This window comes from Rhodospirillaceae bacterium (assembly GCA_040219235.1).
In the GTDB taxonomy this organism is placed as follows: domain Bacteria; phylum Pseudomonadota; class Alphaproteobacteria; order Rhodospirillales; family Rhodospirillaceae; genus WLXB01.
In genome coordinates this window covers 1-20053 of record JAVJSV010000001.1, presented here as the reverse complement: position 1 = coordinate 20053, position 20053 = coordinate 1, and the positions used below count along the sequence as shown (strand labels likewise).

Annotated in this window: 20 protein-coding genes; 15 read left to right on the top strand and 5 right to left on the bottom strand. The window is 49.8% G+C overall.

Annotation, left to right across the window (positions count from 1 at the left end; all coding sequences use genetic code 11):
* Positions 1–69 precede the first annotated feature (69 nt).
* The 13 genes from RIC29_00100 (at position 70) to RIC29_00040 (ending at position 14077) form a co-directional block, all read left to right on the top strand.
* Positions 70–600 carry a copper chaperone PCu(A)C gene (locus tag RIC29_00100; protein MEQ8733296.1) on the top strand — a complete coding sequence of 177 codons (531 nt, stop codon included), beginning with the start codon at positions 70–72 and terminating at the stop codon, positions 598–600.
* A 278-nt stretch (positions 601–878) separates the two neighbouring features.
* Positions 879–2324, top strand: a complete 1446-nt coding sequence (locus RIC29_00095) for a TolC family protein (GenBank protein ID MEQ8733295.1) — start codon at positions 879–881, stop codon at positions 2322–2324.
* Entirely contained in the window at positions 2317–3600 is a 1284-nt protein-coding gene (locus RIC29_00090) for an efflux RND transporter periplasmic adaptor subunit (protein ID MEQ8733294.1), read from the top strand. Before RIC29_00095 ends, RIC29_00090 begins: the two co-directional genes overlap by 8 nt.
* Positions 3593–6778, top strand: a complete 3186-nt coding sequence (locus RIC29_00085) for a CusA/CzcA family heavy metal efflux RND transporter (GenBank protein ID MEQ8733293.1) — start codon at positions 3593–3595, stop codon at positions 6776–6778. Before RIC29_00090 ends, RIC29_00085 begins: the two co-directional genes overlap by 8 nt.
* Before the next feature lie 50 nt (positions 6779–6828).
* A complete protein-coding gene (locus RIC29_00080) occupies positions 6829–7275 on the top strand; it encodes a heavy metal-responsive transcriptional regulator (GenBank protein MEQ8733292.1) in 447 nt (148 codons plus the stop codon).
* Positions 7276–7333: 58 nt separating this feature from the next.
* Positions 7334–7543 (top strand): DUF2933 domain-containing protein, encoded by a 210-nt coding sequence (locus tag RIC29_00075; protein ID MEQ8733291.1) that lies wholly within the window; start codon positions 7334–7336, stop codon positions 7541–7543.
* Positions 7543–8208, top strand: coding sequence for an isoprenylcysteine carboxylmethyltransferase family protein (locus RIC29_00070; GenBank protein ID MEQ8733290.1), 666 nt, complete (start codon positions 7543–7545; stop codon positions 8206–8208). The genes RIC29_00075 and RIC29_00070 overlap by 1 nt, the downstream gene beginning before the upstream one ends.
* The gene (locus tag RIC29_00065; GenBank protein MEQ8733289.1) at positions 8208–8360 is read left to right on the top strand and encodes a hypothetical protein; all 153 of its coding nucleotides are present in this window, start codon (positions 8208–8210) and stop codon (positions 8358–8360) included. The genes RIC29_00070 and RIC29_00065 overlap by 1 nt, the downstream gene beginning before the upstream one ends.
* Positions 8357–10609 carry a copper-translocating P-type ATPase gene (locus RIC29_00060; protein ID MEQ8733288.1) on the top strand — a complete coding sequence of 751 codons (2253 nt, stop codon included), beginning with the start codon at positions 8357–8359 and terminating at the stop codon, positions 10607–10609. The genes RIC29_00065 and RIC29_00060 overlap by 4 nt, the downstream gene beginning before the upstream one ends.
* Before the next feature lie 166 nt (positions 10610–10775).
* Positions 10776–11180, top strand: coding sequence for a hypothetical protein (locus RIC29_00055; GenBank protein MEQ8733287.1), 405 nt, complete (start codon positions 10776–10778; stop codon positions 11178–11180).
* Between the two features lie 166 nt (positions 11181–11346).
* Positions 11347–12243 (top strand): DMT family transporter, encoded by an 897-nt coding sequence (locus RIC29_00050; protein MEQ8733286.1) that lies wholly within the window; start codon positions 11347–11349, stop codon positions 12241–12243.
* 36 nt (positions 12244–12279) lie between these two features.
* A complete protein-coding gene (locus RIC29_00045; protein ID MEQ8733285.1) occupies positions 12280–13602 on the top strand; it encodes an APC family permease in 1323 nt (440 codons plus the stop codon).
* Positions 13603–13678: 76 nt separating this feature from the next.
* Positions 13679–14077 (top strand): ion channel, encoded by a 399-nt coding sequence (locus tag RIC29_00040; GenBank protein ID MEQ8733284.1) that lies wholly within the window; start codon positions 13679–13681, stop codon positions 14075–14077.
* A gap of 338 nt (positions 14078–14415) precedes the next feature.
* Here the strand turns inward: RIC29_00040 and dmeF are convergent, their stop codons facing one another.
* Entirely contained in the window at positions 14416–15354 is a 939-nt protein-coding gene (dmeF, locus tag RIC29_00035; GenBank protein MEQ8733283.1) for a CDF family Co(II)/Ni(II) efflux transporter DmeF, read from the bottom strand.
* 130 nt (positions 15355–15484) lie between these two features.
* Between dmeF and RIC29_00030 the strand changes: the two genes are divergently transcribed.
* Complete coding sequence (locus RIC29_00030; GenBank protein MEQ8733282.1) at positions 15485–15967, top strand: YcnI family protein; 483 nt, start codon at positions 15485–15487, stop codon at positions 15965–15967.
* Positions 15968–15992: 25 nt separating this feature from the next.
* On the opposite strand, the gene RIC29_00025 is transcribed toward RIC29_00030, so the two are convergent.
* The 4 genes from RIC29_00025 to RIC29_00010 all read right to left on the bottom strand — a co-directional run bounded on the left by RIC29_00025 (position 15993) and on the right by RIC29_00010 (position 18884).
* Positions 15993–16691, bottom strand: a complete 699-nt coding sequence (locus RIC29_00025; protein ID MEQ8733281.1) for an ABC transporter ATP-binding protein — start codon at positions 16689–16691, stop codon at positions 15993–15995.
* A 90-nt stretch (positions 16692–16781) separates the two neighbouring features.
* Positions 16782–17414, bottom strand: coding sequence for a transmembrane anchor protein (locus RIC29_00020; GenBank protein ID MEQ8733280.1), 633 nt, complete (start codon positions 17412–17414; stop codon positions 16782–16784).
* 21 nt (positions 17415–17435) lie between these two features.
* Entirely contained in the window at positions 17436–18134 is a 699-nt protein-coding gene (locus tag RIC29_00015; GenBank protein ID MEQ8733279.1) for a HupE/UreJ family protein, read from the bottom strand.
* Positions 18135–18233: 99 nt separating this feature from the next.
* Entirely contained in the window at positions 18234–18884 is a 651-nt protein-coding gene (locus RIC29_00010; GenBank protein ID MEQ8733278.1) for a DUF1775 domain-containing protein, read from the bottom strand.
* Between the two features lie 934 nt (positions 18885–19818).
* Between RIC29_00010 and RIC29_00005 the strand changes: the two genes are divergently transcribed.
* Positions 19819–20053: hypothetical protein (locus RIC29_00005; GenBank protein MEQ8733277.1), on the top strand; the 235-nt coding region annotated here is incomplete at its 3' end.

Sequence of the window (20053 nt, the reverse complement as noted above, 5' to 3'; positions counted from 1 at the left end):
TTTATCCAGGTTTTCACCGGATTTCCCGCGCTGCGTTGTTAACGCTAAGTGCGGGATAGGAGGCATGAAATGACATTCAAAACTCTATTCTACTGGGCAATTTCGTCCTTTTTTACGGCAATCGGCCTTCTCTTCGTCGGTGCTGCCGTAAGCCCGGTTCTTGCTCATACAGTCGAGAAGGGCGACGTCATGATTATTCATCCGTGGGTCGAATCTAGCAGCGGAGAAGACACATACGCGCATCCTACTATTTCCAATGAAGGGGATAGACCACTTGTCTTGATACGTGTCGAAACGCCGATTTCTGGTGCAGTGGAAATACTACGCAACGGCAAAGCCATCACTAACCTCGCAATAAGGGGTGGAGATGTCATCGATTTCGATAATCCTGAAGCTCAAATCAGACTGACGAAACTGACCCGGCCCCTCATTGATGGGACCCATTTTCCTGCGCGTCTTGTGTTCACACGAAATGTGAACGTGGATCTTGAGATGGTCGTTGGCCAAGACACCATGCTTATGGAGTTAAGCACCAGTGATAAAGGCGAGTCTGAGGAAGAGCATCACGACGAGCATGACGAGGATAGTGATCATCACTGATGCTCGTCTTCGAATTAGACCGAAAGGACATGTTGATGGAAGCAAAGACGAACATTTGTGAAGTCACAAGGCTCTTCCGTCTCCCCCGACCCCGGAGCCACACCTGTCGGTCTGCCGAACGGATCCCCTTCCGTTCGGTGCACGGTGGAGGTGGGGTTTCCCATCTCCACCGTGGCGGGGGCCTAGCAGATTCTTTCGCGTGGATAGGGGGCGGCACCAAGCTTGACCCTGGACCATGGTCCTGACCCTAGAGTCGAAAAAAAGGTAAGGAGAAAATAATGCTGATCACAATAGACAGATGCACTCATGCTCTCAGAAAGATGAGTCGTGAAATCTGTGTAGACGAAGGCATCGTGCAAGCCCGACAGCGAGTTTCGGTTAACAAATCCTGGAAAGGCTTTTTCTGGCTTTACCAGATGTTCGGCTCATTAATGCTGTCAGTTCTCTTTTCCTCCTTGGTGTTTGCTCAGGGTGAAAAGTTTCTAGAATCGGACATGGTCGGGCAGCAAGGCACTGTGTGGTCGCTCGAAACGGCTGTGTCCGTTGCCATAGATACGAACCCGACGCTTGCAGAGATCAAAGCGAGATATCAAGCGGCGGAAGCAATTCCATCTCAACGCGGTGCACTTCCAGATCCAGCTCTCTCTTTTCAGCTTATGAACTTCCCCACCGACACGTTTCGATTCAACCAAGAACCCATGACCCAGGTTAGCTTTGGTATCAGTCAAGGCATTCCTTATCCCGGCAAGCGAAAGTTGCGGACGGAAGCAGCAGAATTTGAGGCTAAAGCCGTGGCAGCTGAAGTTGATGAAACGCGATTGCGCCTGATCCGTGACGTCAAGGGCCAGTGGTGGGAGTTGTTCTATGTAGATAGGGCTGTGGAAACTATCAGTAGGAATCTCGATCTCATGCGGGATCTTGTCAAAATTGCTGAGTCTAAATACGAGCAAGGGCAAGGACTGCAATCTGATGTCCTACTGGCCCAAGTAGAGCTTAGTAAACTTCTGGATCAGGAGATTGCTCTGCGCGGCATGCGTAAAGGAAAGGAGGCAACTCTAAACGCTCTCCTTAATAAGCCGACAAATCAACGTATCACTTTGTCGCGAACAATGACTGAGGAATTCCCGGACGTTGAAGTCGAGCAGACTCTTTTTCCCGTGGCCGAGGAAAACAGACCAATTTTAGCCGCCCAACGTCTCCGTGTTGAGGCGGCAGAAGCTAGGCGGAACTTAGCCCTTAAAGACTACTATCCGGACTTCCAGATTCGGGCGTCATATGGTTTTCGCGGGGGTGTTAATCCATTGAGCGGGATTGATCGGCCTGATTTTGTATCAGCTGGTTTGACTGTCAGTTTGCCGATTTATACTGGGCCCAAACAAGACAAGGCGCACGAACAACGGGTTGCAGAAGTCTATCAAAGCCGCATGGCGCTCGACCGGCAACGCAGCATGGTTCAGGAGCAAATTTCAAGATCTGCATCTGACTATGGGCAAGCGGTCGAGCAAGCCCGTTTGTTCCAGACCGGTATCATACCGCAGGCCAAACAATCACTTGATGCCACACGCGCCGCCTATCTCGTCAACCGGGTCGACTTTCTTAATCTCGTTCGCGCTCAAATCAGTCTCTACAACTTTGAAACTCAATACTGGCGCGCGGCGACCCGTGCTTACCAGGCACACGCCTCACTAGAGGCTGCGGTCGGAGAGGAAGTAAACGATGGGTAAGCTCAATGTTTTTCTTCTGTGCGTCGCGTTGGCCCTTGGGCTTGGCGTGGGCTACTGGTTCGCTAATGACGCCGTGGATGGCGATCACATTGCGATGTCCACGCAAAGCCAGCCCGAACAGGAACCACTCTTCTACCGTAATCCTATGAACCCCGAGATCACGTCACCTGTGCCAGCCCAGGATGATATGGGAATGGATTACGTGCCTGTTTATGCCGATGAAATGGGCGGCGCTGACCTTGTGCCGGGAACGGTTTCAATCGATCCGGTGACACTGCAAAACATGGGCGTAAGAACCGCGATGGTTGAACGTCGCTCAATTGCACATATTGTCCGGGCTCCTGGCCGCGTTGATTACGATGAAAAGCGATTGTCCATGGTGCATCCCAGGGTCGAGGGATGGGTAGAGACGCTCTATGTTGAACGTGTCGGCGATCAAATTGACGCGGATACCCCCCTGTTGGAAATTTATTCTCCTCAACTCGTTACGAGTCAGCAGGAATATCTACTGGCTCTGAATAATTTGGATGCCCAGCGCAAAAACACGCACCCAGATATTCGAAATGGCGCAGAGAGGCTGGCGACAAGTGCGCGTAGCCGCCTCGAATTTTTAGATGTCCCTGAACATCAAATCCGTGAGTTGGAGCGTACGCGCGCTGTTAAAAATGCTTTGCATATACACTCCCCTGCAGGCGGCGTTGTGCTGGCGATAAACGTGCGGGAAGGTCAGTTCGTAAACCCCGGCACCCCGCTTTTCAAAATCGCAGACCTTTCTAAGGTGTGGGTCATTGCCGACATCTACGAATACGAAATGCCGTGGGTGGATGTTGGTGCCAAGGCATCTATGAATGTGGAAAGCCTGCCAGGTCAGGTCTTTAAAGGGACGGTCAGTTATATTTACCCTTATCTCGAACCCCGCACCCGCACGGTCAAAGTGCGCATGGAGTTCGATAACCCTGACCTAGCTCTTAAGCCGGACACATATGCGACAGTTAAGTTGGAGTCCGTTCAATCTTTAGAGGCTGCTGTCGTTCCGAGCGAAGCGGTAATCCGCTCCGGCACGCGCAATGCTCTGTTTGTCGTAAAAAGCGAAGGTCAATTTGAGCCTCGTGTCGTCACTTTGGGAGTTGTTGCGGACGGCTTAATACAAATCCTGGATGGTGTTGAGCCGGGCGAAGAGGTCATCACGTCCGGCCAATTCCTAATAGACTCAGAGTCTAATCTCCGTGAGGCGCTTTCGAGAATGATGAGCGATGGGGAGGTGGCTGATGATTAAAAATCTGATTTCTGCCTCAGTGAAGAATCGTTTTCTAGTCATGCTCATGACCGCTTTAGTCGTTGTGGCTGGTGTGCTTGCGTTACGCAGCTTGCCACTTGACGCGATACCGGACCTTTCGGATGTGCAAGTCATAGTTCTAACCGAGTATCCGGGCCAAGCACCTCAAGTAGTCGAGGATCAGGTTACCTATCCTTTGACCACAGCTATGCTGAGCGTACCAAACGCTAAAGTCGTTCGTGGGTTTTCGTTTTTCGGTTTGTCTTTCGTCTACGTCATCTTTGAGGACGGTACGGATATCTACTGGGCGAGGTCCCGGGTTCTCGAATATCTTAACTTCGTCAGCAATCGCTTGCCGCGCGGTGTCTCCCCATCTTTAGGGCCTGACGCCACCGGTGTTGGGTGGATTTATCAATATGCATTGTTGGACAAAACCGGTGAATACGATCCGTCGCAGCTGCGCTCCATACAGGACTGGTACTTGCGTTATGGCCTGCAGACCGCTCCCGGTGTCGCCGAGGTGGCTTCCGTTGGTGGTTTCGTAAAGCAGTATCAGGTTGAGGTCGATCCCAATGCACTGGCGACCTATAAAATCCCGATTTCCAAGGTGCGCCAAGCCATTATGCGATCCAACCAAGACGTCGGAGGACGACTTATTGAAATCGCTGAACGTGAGTTCATGGTGCGTGGTCTTGGCTATATTGAATCTTTGCAAGACCTCGAAACCATCCCGCTCGGTGTGACTGAAACGGGCACGCCGCTACTTCTTCGCGACGTTGCTAATGTTCATCTCGGTCCGGAATTGCGTCGTGGTGCTGCTGATCTGAATGGAGAAGGTGAAGTCGCGGGTGGTGTAGTGATCATGCGCTATGGCGAAAATGCCCTAGCTACTATTCGTGGTGTGCGTGAAAAATTAACGGAGCTGAAAACTGGCCTACCACCGGGCGTTGAGGTTGTTGTCACTTATGACCGTGGTGATCTAATAGAACGAGCGATCGCTAATCTGCGCGATAGTTTGGTTCAAGAATTTATTATCGTGTCTCTGATTTGTGGGATTTTTCTGCTTCACCTGCGCTCAGCCCTTGTCGTCATCATATCTTTGCCTATTGGAATACTTGCTGCTTTCATCGTTATGAATCTGCAAGGCATCAATGCAAATATTATGTCGCTTGGCGGCATCGCTATCACCATCGGTACTATGGTGGACGGCGCCATCGTGATGATTGAAAATACACATAAGAAATTGGTGGCGGCTTCCGAAGGTTCGGACCAACCTTTGACATCGTCGGAACGCTGGGCCGCCGTGAGTGATGCAGCGCGCGAAGTTGGGCCAGCGCTTTTCTTCTCTCTACTCGTCATTACTGTCTCTTACATTGCGATCTTCGCTCTGCAAGGGCAGGAGGGCCGGTTGTTCCGACCGCTTGCCTTTACCAGCACTTATGCCATGGCAGCGGCGGCAGGATTGGCTGTCACACTAGTCCCCGTTCTTATGGGTTATCTCATACGGGGACGCATCCGAAGCGAACAGGAGAATCCCGTCAATCGATTCCTGCGGGCTCTGCACAGTCCAGCACTCGGAATTACAATTAGATACCCCTTCGTTACTCTTTTACTTGCTGCTGTGCTTCTTGGTGGGACGGTTTATCCGTTCTCTAAATTGGGATCAGAGTTCATGCCGCCCTTAGATGAGGGGGACATCCTTTACATGCCGACGACGTTCCCGGGTGTTTCTATTACTCAAGCTAAGCAGCTCATGCAGCAGACGGATCGCATTCTTAAGACCTTTCCAGAGGTAGAGTCCGTATTTGGCAAAGTAGGCCGCGCTGAAACAGCTACTGACCCGGCTCCTCTTTCTATGATGGAAACCGTTGTTCGCCTTAAGCCAAAAGAAGATTGGCCCGATCCGTCAAAAACGACCCGCGACCTTATGGGCGAAATGGACGCTGGCCTTCGTTTCCCCGGGCTCGCCAATACCTGGACGATGCCGATTAAGACCCGGATCGATATGCTCTCGACTGGCATCAAAACTCCCATCGGGATCAAAGTGTCAGGCCCAGACTTAAATGTTTTAGAGGACGTAGGGGGACAGATCGAAAGAGCGGTTAAACAGCTACCTGATACTCTTTCGGCATTTTCAGACCGGACAGCAGGTGGGTCTTACCTAGACATTGATATCGATCGCGAAGCTGCGGCCCGTTATGGCCTGTCTGTTGGTGATATTGGTGATGTGATTGCGACAGCTGTAGGCGGCATGAATGTGACTCAGACCGTGGAAGGGTTAGAGCGCTATCCAGTGAATCTTCGATACGCCCGGGAACTACGTGATACGCCGGAGGCTATCGGTCGCCTCCTGATTCCAACACCGACTGGTGCCCAAATTCCAATAGCTCAGGTTGCTGAAATTAAGCTCACACGCGGCCCACCCGGGATCAAAAGTGAGGGTGCGCGCCCCAACGCCTGGGTTTACGTCGATATCAAGGGGTCTGACATCGGTGGCTATGTCGCCAAGGCAAAAGCCGCTGTCGCTGAAAATGTGGACATCCCACCCGGCTATACCATCAACTGGTCTGGTCAGTTCGAATACATGGAGCGGGCGGCAGCAAGACTAAGAATTATGATCCCGTTGACACTGCTCGGAATTTTTCTTCTGCTCTATCTGAACTTTCGCAATGTCGCTGCCCCGCTTGTGGTCATGGTGACCGTTCCCTTCGGGCTCGTAGGCGGTGTGTGGACCGTATTCTGGTTGGGTTACAACCTGTCTGTCGCTGTGGCCGTTGGTTTCATTGCGCTTGCCGGTGTGTCAGCCGAAATTGGCGTGCTGGTACTTACCTTCATTGACCAAGAAGTTGCGCGTCGCCGCAGCCTATCACCATCTGACGATTCACTTAGCGCAGCTGATATATGGTCCGCCGTACAGAGCGGGACAGCGGAACGGCTCCGTCCGGTTGCCATGACATCAACGGCCACGATCGCTGGTTTGGTTCCAATTATGTGGGCAACCGGAACTGGATCGGATGTCATGCATCGTATTGCTGCACCCATGGTTGGCGGCATGGTCACCGTGTTGCTTTTGTCTCTTCTGGTGCTCCCGGTTGTGTATGGAACGGTACTTTTGCTGAAAGAGAAGATGTTGCATCGAACAATGGAGCCCGCAGCAGCAAGCATTAAGAAGTCTTGACCCTGGACCATGGTCTAGGCCCTACGCTTTGAAATGGAGAGGAGGATCGCATGACTATTACGATCGGAAAGCTGGCCAAAGCAGCGGGAGTGAAAATTGATACGATCCGATACTACGAACGGCAAGGTCTAATTGAACCTGCTCGGAGAACTGAAGCGGGTTATCGGCAGTTTGATCGTGATGCGATACGTCGCGTCATGTTTATTCGAACGGCTCAATCTGTAGGCTTTACGTTGAGTGAGATTATGAGGCTCATAAACTTTGATGGTTCCAGTCAAGCCACCGCCGCTGATGTGCTCAAAGCGACCGAAGCGAAGATTGAGGCTCATACAAAAAAAATGCAGGAACTACGAAAGCTCAAGAAAACTCTGATGCATATAGCCCAGCTTTGTCCAGGGGATGAAACGCCTGCTTCTGAGTGTCCCATCCTAGATTTCTTTTACCCAGATGACGCTACCTCTTTGCTCGCACTAAAGGAGATCGAAAATGACGCATGACCATAAGGATATGCAGTCACAGTCTGGTTCGACAGATGCTGATCGAAAGGAGCCCGATATGCTTGATCGTTTTGTTCGCCATTGGGGAGTCACCGCGATCATGATTGGAATCGTTGTCTTTTATCTTGTTACAGAGCATCGCGCTCATTTTTTTGGCGCTCTTCCATGGCTCATTTTGTTGGCATGCCCTTTTCTTCACATGTTCATGCACGGTGGCCCTGGTGGTCATGATAAAACTAAAGGTAACGACAGAGACGGAGGCCAATAATGGAACACGCCGCAATGCCCTCTTACGGTCTTTGGACTCTAGTCATTTTAAATTCGGTCATCTTTATCGCGTTTGCGTTTAGCTTTTTTAAGCCAAGGACGACGCGTGACTGGCGGTCCTTTGGCGCGTTCTCAGCTTTTATCGTCGCCTTGTTCGTTGAGATGTATGGATTTCCTCTGACTATTTTTCTCCTATCAGGTTGGCTTACGAGCCGGTATCCAGGAGTTGATTTCCTGTCTCATGAGAATGGTCACCTTTGGCATACGCTTCTCGGCTTTGAGGGGAATGCGCATTGGGACCCACTTCATATTGCTAGCATTGTGTTCATTGCTGGAGGCTTTGTGACCTTATCGGCAGCATGGCGCGTCTTATACCAAGCTCAAAGAGAGAGTCGTCTCGCAACGACCGGTTTGTATGCGCGGATGAGGCATCCTCAGTATGTTGGGTTCGTGCTGATTATGTTCGGGTTTCTGCTGCAATGGCCGACGTTGCCAACTGTCGTGATGTTCCCAATCCTCGTTGTTATGTACTGGAGGCTTGCGATACGCGAGGAAACGGAAGCGCGTAAAGAACACGGGCCAGACTATGACGTGTACGCCCGAAACGTTCCCGCCTTTATACCCAAATTTTACGGGCAGCCTTTCAACGCCGGGAGCATGCCCTGATGTCTGCAATTGAAAATACCCACGCCCATCATCAGCACTATGGTCATGGAAAGGGCCATGGAGAACAAAGACACGATGGCGGTCATAACCACACCCACAGGGTTCGAGGGTTTGCGGTGGCTGCAAGAAATGAAATGGAAACAAAAACATGACCTCACATAAGCATGGCGCAGCAAAAGCTGAAAACCATTCCAATTGTGCCCATCATGGCGATCACAAACTCAGTGGTGATCCTGTAAAAGGCGGAAAGTACGATAAGGTGCCGGAAGGATTTTCTGGAACGGTCTATACCTGTCCCATGCACCCAGAGGTTCGTCAGCCAAAAGCTGGGTCATGTCCTATCTGCGGTATGGGTCTTGAAGCCGAAACAGCATCGTTGATTGATGATGATGGGCCAAATCCAGAGTTGGTTGATTTCACTCGTCGTTTTTGGGTGGGCGCGGTTTTAACCATCCCGCTTCTTATTTTGACAATGTCACCCTTCGTTGGATTGACTGCCATCAGGGAATTTTTTGGTGAGCGCACAACGCTCTGGATTGAATTTGCTCTGGGAACACCTGTTATTCTCTGGTCAGGCTGGCCGTTTTTTGTGCGCGGGTTTCAGTCTTTCCGTAGCATGCATTTAAATATGTTCAGCTTAATCGCCATGGGTACGGGAGCAGCTTATCTTTTCAGTATCGTTGCAGTACTGATACCCGATATTTTCCCCGACGGGTTCCGTGATGCCGAAGGCCATGTCGGTGTGTATTTTGAAGCCGCCGCCGTTATTATAACGCTGGTTCTTCTGGGCCAGATTATGGAGCTGCGTGCGCGTGAACGCACAGGCTCGGCTATTAAAGCATTACTCGATATGGCACCAAAAACTGCCCGCGTGATCCACGAGGACGGTACAGAAGAAGAAATCCCGCTTGAGGATGTACAAGTTGGTGACAAGTTACGTGTGCGCCCAGGCGATAAAGTGCCGGTGGATGGCAAGGTGCTTGAAGGGCGTTCGTCGGTAGATGAATCGATGATCTCTGGAGAGCCGGTGCCGGTTGAAAAGGTCGCTGAGGATGCTGTCACTGGAGCCACAATCAACGGTACAGGCAGCCTGATCATTGAAGCCACGCGGGTGGGCGCGGATACCATGCTCTCTCAAATCGTCGAGATGGTTGCGGGTGCACAGAGATCGCGTGCGCCAATCCAGAAATATGCCGATATGGTTGCTGGGTATTTTGTGCCTGTAGTGATTATTGTTGCCATTTTATCCTTCATTGGCTGGGCGCTCTGGGGGCCAGACCCAGCACTATCTTACGGTCTAGTTGCTGCCGTGGCGGTGTTGATTATCGCTTGCCCTTGTGCGCTTGGACTTGCAACGCCGATGTCGATCATGACTGCAACGGGGCGCGGCGCAAAGGCCGGTGTTCTGATTAAGAATGCCGAGGCGCTAGAGCGTTTTGAAAAAGTAGACATACTGATCGTCGATAAAACAGGCACGCTAACTGAAGGAAAGCCTAAATTGGTGGGCGTACTTCCCGAAGATGGTCATGAAGAGGCTGAGGTACTTCATCTTGCCGCCTCACTTGAGCGCGGCTCGGAGCATCCTCTGGCTGAGGCTATTGTGCGAGGTGCAGAAGAACGCGGCGTTGAGATGGCGGAGGCTACGGAATTTGAAGCCATAACCGGCAAGGGCGTGAAAGGTGTGGTGGATAGCCATGCCGTGGCGCTGGGCAATGCAGCGCTTATCTCCGATATGGGGCTGGAGAGCGGTGCACTGGTTGAAACGGCTAATACAAGGCGTGATGAAGGCGAAACCGTGATGTTCGTCGTGCTTGATGGCGCGATTGCCGGACTGGTCTGCGTGGCCGATCCGGTGAAAGAAACAACGCCTGCTGCTTTAAAAGCGCTACATGATCTGGGTTTTAGGATTATCATGGCGACCGGCGATAATGAACGCACGGCAAAGGCCGTGGCCGCAAGGTTGGGCATTGATGAAATTCGTGCCGATGTTCTGCCTGAAGACAAAGCCAAAATTATCAAGGAGCTTCAGGCTCAAGGCTTGAAAGTCGCTATGGCCGGTGACGGGGTGAATGATGCTCCTGCACTCGCACAGGCCGATGTTGGGATTGCGATGGGAACCGGCGCGGATGTTGCGATTGAAAGCGCAGGGTTTACGCTGATTAAAGGCAATCTTGACGGTATTGTGCGTGCTCGTCGCCTCGTGCGTGCAACTATGCGTAATATTCGGCAGAACTTGTTCTTTGCGCTGATCTATAATGCCGCCGGTGTGCCTGTGGCGGCAGGGCTTTTATTCCCTGCGTTTGGAATATTGATTAGTCCGATGTTCGCTGCTTTTGCGATGAGTGCATCCTCAATCTCGGTGGTGATGAATGCGCTGCGCTTGCGGCGGGTGAAGATTTAATAGAGGTAAAAAGTAAAATGGACAGCCTCAGTTGTCGGTATCGGCAGGCGCTGCCTTCACTGTCCTTAGTCCTGCATTTGGGGTGGTATTCGTGTCCCTCAGCACTGTCATCTGCGCTGTCAATGCACGGCTTCTAAAACTAGATCGCTAAATAAAGGAGATCGACATGGCTCAGTTTCTTGGAGACATCGCTTTTGCTCTATGGACCGCTTTATTTGTAGGCGGCTTGATCGCTTGGCACGTGGGGTCAAAAGAAGCCGCAGGGCTGATTAAGACGGCAGCGACAATCATGATTGTTATGAGTATTGGTGGTGGCGCCTGCACCAGCTACTTCTGGTTTCAGTATCAACGTGCTGGTGAGTTCGATACAGCATACCCCTCGATGATGAGGGCGACGGACGACACATCCATGCGGCAACTGATGCGTATGAGAACAGAAGGCGAAATGCCGATGGAACAAATGCGTAGCGATGGCATGCAAGGTCGCCCGATGACGCGATCGCCTGCCGAGGAATCATTAACTCCAGAGCAGCAAGAACTGCTCAAAGATCCAAATAAACACCCCATGTAAGACGCTTAGAAAGTGCAACGAAGTAAGCTAACCATAAGGATCGTGATACATGGCAAACTCTAACAAGCAGCCATTAATGGAGGTCACATTGAATCCTCTAAGTACCTTCAAAGATATTAATGATTGATTCAGTATCAATTCTTACGAACGGGCGGGCGAACGCGCCGTGACAAAGCGTTACTTTGTCACGGTTATACTCGTCATGTTTCTTTGGGCGATTTGTTTCCCTTTAATATCAGTGGGAATCAACGATGCCCCACATCTGACATTCGCCAGCTTGCGCGCGATTTTAGCTGGAGCAACGCTCCTATTTATTGCGTTTTGCCTTAATAGACCCATGCCAAGAGGTAGACAGGTTTGGACGATCATCATCTCTATCGGCCTTGGGGCAACCACACTAGGTTTCTTCGGGATGTTTCATGCCGCCGAATTCGTTACCCCAGGCCTCGCGACAGTTATCGCCAATACACAACCCCTTCTGGCCGCTTTCTTGGCTTACTTGTTCCTTGGAGAAGTTCTTGAGGGGCGCGGCAAGGTTGGTTTGCTATTAGGTTTTATTGGGATCGTAATCATTACCCTTCCGAGTTTTGGTGCTGCTGGGCGTCCCGATCAATTACTTGGCATCGCCTACATTGTGCTGGCTGCATGCGGTATCACGGTCAGTAATGTCCTCATCAGACGCCTGGGAAATCGTGCAGACCCTTTAGTGGCTATGGGTTGGCAGATGGTGATTGGGAGCATCCCGCTCGGTTTACTTGCACTTTCAACAGAAAATCCAACTGATCTCGTTTGGTCGACTCGGTTCACTCTTAGTCTTGTATCGCTCAGTTTTGCTGGCACAGCACTTGTCTACTGGCTTTGGTCGGCCATCCTACAAGACGTTGAATTGAACCGTGCGAATGCCTTTAGCTTCTTAATTCCAATCTTCGGTCTATCGATGGGCTTAATTTTCTTCAATGAAAGCCTGGGGTGGATTCAAGTCGGCGGCATCACTTTAAGCTTAGCGGGCATCTACCTCGTTAACAGTTCAAGTTCACCAGAGATGCGCGCGCCTGGTTCTTAAAGATCAAACCTCAACACTGGAGAGAAAGAATACACTATGGAAGACGACTATGAAAAAAACAGCCTAACGCTCATCGGTGCGGTTTCCATGGGAACGGGTGTCATGATTGGTGCTGGCATATTTGCTTTAACGGGGCAGGTTGCAGAGCTTGCAGGGCCATTATTCCCGCTGTCTTTTCTCGCAGCTGCAATCGTCTGCGGGTTTAGCGCATATTCCTATGTAAAAATGTCTAATTCTTTTCCGTCCGCTGGTGGAATTGGAATGTACCTTCTGAAGGCTTATGGGCCTGGAACCATGACCGGTGCCTGTGCTCTTCTTATGGCGTTCTCGATGGTTATCAATGAGAGCCTGGTTGCGCGGACCTTCGGCACCTACACCCTTCAGCTATTTAATATAGAAAGCTCAAGCGCGCTGGTTCCTGCGCTTGGTGTTGGTTTGATTATCTTTGCTTTTTTGATCAATATTTCCGGGAATAGCTTGCTTGGCGGCTTTTCATTGGCGATGGCCATACTCAAGATTGGCGGCATTGCAATGTTGGCGATTGTCGGTCTGTCTGTGTCAGGTTTTTCGTTCGAAGCTGGCAGTAGTGGAACATCAGAAACCGGCTTTAGCGGATTTATCGCATCTATTGCGCTATCAATCCTTGCCTACAAAGGCTTTACCACGATCACCAACAGTGGGTCTGAGCTGGTTAACCCGAGCCGTAACGTTGGTCGTGCGATCATCTTTTCAATACTGATTTGTGTGGTCATCTACATGTTAGTCGCTTACGCAGTAGGCTCCAGCCTAACCCTTGAAGAAATCATTCAGTCTAAAGATTTCGCTTTAGCAGAAGCGGCAAAGCCAGCTTTCGGACAATATGGCGTTATCGCTACAGTAATTCTTGCGATCATCGCAACAGCCTCTGGTTTGCTTGCAAGTGTGTTTGCTGTGTCGCGGATGCTGGCCATGCTTACCGATATGAAACTCATACCTCACAGCCATTTCGGTATGACCGGGCGCATTCAGAAACATACGCTAGTGTACACGGTCGTCGCTGCCGCTTTTCTAACGATATTCTTCGACCTCAGTCGCATCGCGTCTCTAGGAGCGATTTTTTATCTTGTGATGGATATCGCTATCCACTGGGGAATTTTGAAATATTTGCGAGAAGAAACAAAGTCCAGTTCTCTGATATTGATAATTGCAATTATTCTCGACACTGCCGTGCTCAGTACATTTATAGCACTTAAGGCCGTTTCTGATCCGCTAATCATCTACGTGGCAGTTATAGGTTTAATCTTGGTTTTTGTCGGAGAATGGTTGTTCTTGCGAAATAAAGACCTGACTCAGGAAGAAGTGGAACACGATAAGCATTGAGTAGAGGTGGAATTCTTTTCGCAATTTGGATGGAGAACCTCAGATGTTTTACGCTGTGCTACTAAGCGCTAGCCTTATGGTTCTCACGTCTATGATTCACTTCAGCACCTTGAAGTGGATGTGTGAGAAAATTCCCAACACAGCGTGGTCGTCCAACGTAATGACGTTCTGGATCGTTGCAGGAGTCTTTATTGTGCATATGGTCGAGATCGTTCTCTATGCATTGGCTTATTGGTTCTCAGAACAGATCCTTCAGATAGGGTCGCTAAGGGGACTAGAAGCCCATGCCCCTTATGACTATCTGTATTATTCAGCAGTAACTTTTACATCTCTTGGTATTGGAGATATTTTCCCTTCCGGTCACATTCGTTTCCTCACGGGTGTTGAGGCGTTAAATGGCCTTATTCTTATCGCAGGGTCCGCGTCTTTCATATACTTCGCGATTTCCAAACTGTGGAAATGGGAAAAGAAGTAGATGGCTGAAGTTCAGGCAACCTCTGATGTCTAAAAGATTCAGAATACGTAAAATATTCTAATGTGTTTGGATTTACATTCACGCACTTCAATAGTTGCGTGAACGATATTTGGATCATTTGGAATGCGTTCGCGATAATATTACCTGTGGTGGTCGACCTGTTCGGTGGTCTTCTCAATCGACAGTGAAAATCTCGCCAATATATATGCGGCTTGCGGAAACACTGTGGAAGCAGACGTGCGGGATGGAGAAATTCATGGAACTTGTAAGCCGCAATACAAACTCCCCATCACCTTGGTTGATCAATAATTGGAGCGAGCGACCACTCGCATAATAACCTAGTATTCGTGCTGATCTTTGCAGCGATGGACCTCAATTGTAACGTGATCGAGGTCGATTTCTTGACAGACTAGTTCTTTGTAGTGGGTTGGCGTTTCTGGGTTGGAGGCGATAATCGCCACTGTTGCTGCGGTAACGCCCGGCCCAATAGACCACACGTGAAGGTCAGTTATGCGCGCATCAGATTCGGTTTCTATTATTTTCTTTACCTTATCAGAGACTTCTGGCGAAGCTTGACGGTCCAATAAGACAGCGCTGCTGTCTTTTAGTAGACCGTACGACCAGCGAACGATCAAAGCTGCGCCGACCAGACCCATAACGGGGTCCATCCATGCCAAACCAGCAAGTTTGCCCAACAACAGCGCCACAATGGCCAGTACTGAGGTTAAGGCATCTGCAATAACGTGAAGGTATGCCGCTTTCAGATTGTGGTCGTGATGATGATGGCCATGACCTGCATGATGGTGGTCGCCGTCTTGGCCGGGCGGAATGAGCACAAGAGCACTGACGACGTTTACGAACAATCCGATAACGGCAACAATTATCGCCTGATCAAACGCAATGGTGGTTGGAGAAATGAGCCTTTGAACACTTTCCCACGCCATCAAAAAAGCAAACGCGGCCAGGAGAACTGCGCTAGCAAAGCCTGCTAACGAGTTCACTTTCCCTGTTCCATAACTGAATCTAGGGTCATTGGCCTGCTTGCGTGCGTAGACATAGGCAAAGGCCGCGATACAGAGAGCAGACGCATGCGAAGCCATATGAAGGCCATCCGCCAGGAGGGCCATCGACCCATACTTTAGCCCTGCCCATATCTCCACAACCATGGTCACCGCTGTCAGCGCGATCACGATCCAGGTTCTTGTCTCGCCGGGCTTGCGTTGATCTTGTCCAAAGGTGTGGTCGTGGGCCCAGTGATCTTGCGCTTCGGTATGCATTACAACTCCAATTGCTTTATAACTACGGTCTGGTCTGGCTAAAACTCGACAAGAATTCTAGCCAGTTTCATCTTCAAGTTTGGCGGAATGACATTCGCCGGGTGAATGGCAGTGAGGAATTATCACGTCCATGATTTCAAAATTTGCGTTCTCACTCATTGTTATTAACTTCTGTTTAGCTATCCCGGTGACAGCACATGTGGTCATTGATCAATCAACGGCTCCGACAGGAATCAACACGTTTATAAGTTTCCGGGTCATACATGGATGTGACGGATCACCCACGACCGGCCTAAAAGTTCTGTTGCCAGAGGGCATTAGTTACGTCGTGCCACAATTTAAACCCGGGTGGACATTCGACCGGACCCAAATGAAAACTGAAGAAGCTCAACTCGAAATCTCCTGGCAAGGAGGGCCGATCCCGTCGGATATGTACGACCGTTTCGAAATTGAGACACGATTCGTGGATGAGCCCGGCTCACTTCTTTCTTTCAAAGTTGTTCAGCACTGCAAAGTCGGAGAAATTCGCTACGTCGATATTCATGAACAAAATTCCTTACCTTGGGAAACCCCAAATCCTGCCCCAAGTATTCGGCTTACCTCACCAAAATAGAGTTTGTTGTAGGCCGCTGACGGGCTCACTTCATATGCCGCACATAAATCTCCTCTATCTCAGTGTGGCTCACGGTCGAAGGGTCGATTTGTTCGACCATTGTTCCAGCGCGCATAATCCCGATACGGGTCGCTATTTGTTTGGCTCTGAAAATGTCATGGGTCGCCATCAAAATGGCTGTACCTCGATTTCTCATATCAAGAAGGAGTTGAGCAAATTCGTTACTGGCTTTGGGGTCGAGACCTGAAAACGGCTCATCTAAAAGTAATGCTTTTGCTTGTTTGGCCATCGCTATAGCGATCCCTGTCTTTTGCCTCATTCCCTTGGAGTACTTGCCAATTTTCCGGTCCGCCGCATCTTCCTGCAGACCAGCGTTTTGAAGAATTTTCCGAAGCTCAATCTCTGAATATGATTTTCCACCGAGCTTGGAGAAATAACGCAAATTCTCCAGGCCAGTGAGTTCAGGGTAAAGCATCACTAGATCGGGAATATAGGCCAGGGAGTCTTTGGTTTCTAAGGGATAGTCCGCGACATTCATCTCATTGATTAATGCACCACCACTGCTTGGGTCAACAAACCCAAGAAACAAATTCATCGTCGTTGATTTGCCCGCTCCGTTTGACCCAAGCAACACAAATATTTCGCCTGGCTGGATGTTAAGGGTCAACTTTGAAAGCGCGTCAAGAGACCCGTAACTTTTCGACAAGGCTTCTGTTCTCAACATAATTTCTATCCGTCTTGGATTACGTTTTTATGGCTGCTTTTTGAAGAGTGGGGTGGCTGCAGTCAGCCACCCCAAATCTGATCGTAAAACCTATTCCATACGCTTTAGTTCGGCATATTCACCGCTTGTATGGAGCGTAATAGTTACGTCTGCGTCCGTGCGGTTGCGCCAAAACCAACCGTGATACCCGTCGAACTCTGCTGTGAATTGACCTTCATCTGCCATGGCACCTCGACCTCTTTTATAGGCAGCGTTTTGGCCGTTTGCATGTGCATGGAGGTCGAAGTTCACTTTGTCGGTTGCGGTCCACATATAGTTCGCGGTCGCACCCTTGTTCATTTTCAATTTTATTTCAGCGCTCTGCCCCGGCGCTAGTGTGGCAGACATCTCGTCTTCAAATTCAGAATGCGCCGCAGCCGAACTTATAAAGAATTGCCCTATTATATCGCCAAGACTTGAGCGTTGATCAGATGACGGGCTTGGGGCTGTCTGTTGATCAAGCAGCCGGTCTGCTTCGGCTTCTTCGGCTAACTGCACCTTGATTTCACCCATCTGTGCTAAGCCCAATACACGCCCAACACCCGTTGGATCAATGGCATATTCAGACGGTAAGACGACGGTGATTAATATGACCGCAGCGGCCAATATGGCCAGCACTGTAGAGCGAATGAGCTGCTTGGTTGATGGCAGTTCTGCGCGAGTCGGAAGATCAGTATTGTACATGTGATATTTCCTTATTTGGGATTAAGACAAAACATATCCGGTGATTTGATAACCAATCAGCACAAAGCCAGCGGTCATCAAAACAACGTTTGCGGTATAGGCATGGCGAAGAAAGCTGGATGTGCGACGCCAATACCCCATAAGAATGAGAATTCCGGTAAGGGCCAACAGCTGCCCGAGTTCAACACCGACATTGAAAGCAATTAAGTTGGGCAACAAGCCATCGGGCGCTATATCGTACTCAATCAGTTTTGTTGCCAGACCAAAACCATGGAAAAAACCGAAGATTAGAGTTGCTAGTCGAGTATCTGGCTGAAATCCGAACCATCTTTGATAAGCACCCAAATTATCGAGTGCCTTGTAAACGACAGACAGCCCGATAATGGCATCGATAATGTAACTGTTTATTCCAGTGTCAAAAAAGACGCCGAACAACATTGTCGTCGAATGCCCGAGGGCAAAAAGACTCACGTAAATGGCGACGTGCTTCATGCGGTAGACGAAAAAGACAACGCCAAGCAGAAAAAGAATATGATCGTACCCAGTCACCATGTGCTTGGCTCCGAGGTAGGTGAAGGGCATTAAATGGATGCCGGTTATTTCAAGAATATAACCTTTGTCACCCTCAGTGACCGCGTGTGCAAATGCCGGATGAGTTGACAGCATTGCGGCCAAGACCAGCGGAATTATCCAAAGGTTTCGAACGTTTAGTATTCCCATAAAACCTGCTCCAAGCTCTAGGTTAGGAGAGAAAGTCACGAATGCCTGTATCGCAGACCGGCACGATTGCACCGATCTACGGTACAAACCTGTACTTGCTTATTCGGCTGACGCTTTCTGCTGGCTTGGCTCACCAGCAGCTTGTTCCGGGTTCCACTCCCACGGATATTGAGGCTTTGGTGGCTGACGCGTAACGAGAAAAGGGGCTGGCGTTGCGGTGGCTGTCATGAACTTCCAGGCCTGTTCTTTGAAGTCAGGGGCGTTCACATTCAGTTCCGCCTCGGGCATATCAACGTACGGGTCACGCTCTCCGTTTTCGCAAATGTTGATGGACTGGAAATGCACAACCTTGTTCACTTCTTTCGGCAATCCAACACGGAAACGAAATGACCGGTACATATTATTTGGCACCGATTCTTTTGGGTTTTTCCAGATAATGGTGTCGACAACTTCGCTAACCATAATCCCGCCTTCTCCACGGAATGGCTCATCTAGCTTACGCATCTGGTACTCAATTTCCCAGTCGGGGTCGTGGTGGGCACTTGCGCTTACAATCGAGTCAGGAATTTTGATTCTCACTTCATTAACCGGCGATCCTTTACAGCCATGGGTAATAAGAAGCTCAGTTTCATGCCGGTAGCCTGCATAACCTTCGAAAGATGTTAATGAATTGTGAGCGATAGCTTCTGCCGAAAGCACAGCTAACGCAGTGCCAATAACGGCAGCAGTTGTTGAGAATATTTTGGTCATACTGGACCTCTCTTTTGTTGATAATTGATACACAAACCACTCTCTGAGGTGACCTTCAGTGAATTGATCACTGACAAACCCGACAGCTTGGTTTAAATTCGGTTCACTAAAAGACGTAAGATAAGTGGATTAGTAAAGCCGCAGCAGCGCTGGCAATTTCGGAGCGTAATGCTGGCTGATGCGGAAGTGTCTCTGATTGATCAGAGACTAGCTTAAGCAGTAAATTTCGGCGGCTTAAGCAATGGAGGACTCAACCTATATTCGGGTTGGTGAACCACGATGATCTCCATAGCCCCGGGCATAAGTTGGGGGGGCTCGTGTAGAGATGAGGGCTGAACTACATCAACCAAGTGCACGTGATGACCTAGGCCATTCGGCATTTGTTGATCAGTCTGAGATATATTGGATTGTGGAGCTTTGTCTCTATCTAGTAAGGCACGTGACAGGTGTGACGTTTCGTGTTCGTTTTCATCAGCAGATGTGAATAGGCTAGAAGCAGCATGGTGATCATCTGGCCCATGCCACGTTCCGCCTAAGTGCGTATGATAGTGATCAACTTCAAACCCAAACCAACCCGGCAACACATCGCTTATCGGTGCATAAAGAAAGCTTAGGCACACGAGTATCGCTGTAATTTTAAAACAAGCTCTGCGGCTGACCATGATTTTATGCTTGGATATGCCCATATGGACAGTATCCCTAGTTCTGATGCTTATATCAATAGCTGCTGACCTGAGTGCTATGATGTCGGGCCCAATCAGAGTTCCGGTATCCACTAAGTCTGTAAACAGCGGGCAAGTCTACAAGTCTGGTTGTGAGTTTAGTTGTTGCCCATTCAGTGGTTTACGCGACTGCTACTTTTCAAGAACAGGTTTGCATCATTCTATTTCAATGGGAAAATCAAAACTAACGAAACTGAAGGCGAGGAGTGAGCATGTCAGGTTTTGACAGACTAGTACGGCGCAAGTTTTTATTAGGAGCTGCCACTGTTGCCGCGATAGGAGCATCCTCCCTGAAAGCGGCGATTTCTTCTGATCGTCAGGCAATTGATTTCGCTGACCCGGATGATGGATTACGGGCGAACGTCAAATTACGTGGTTCGCTCGCAAATGAATGGGTTTGGCGGCATTATTGGGGAGATGTTCTAGCCGTGCTTCCTGAAGGAGCGC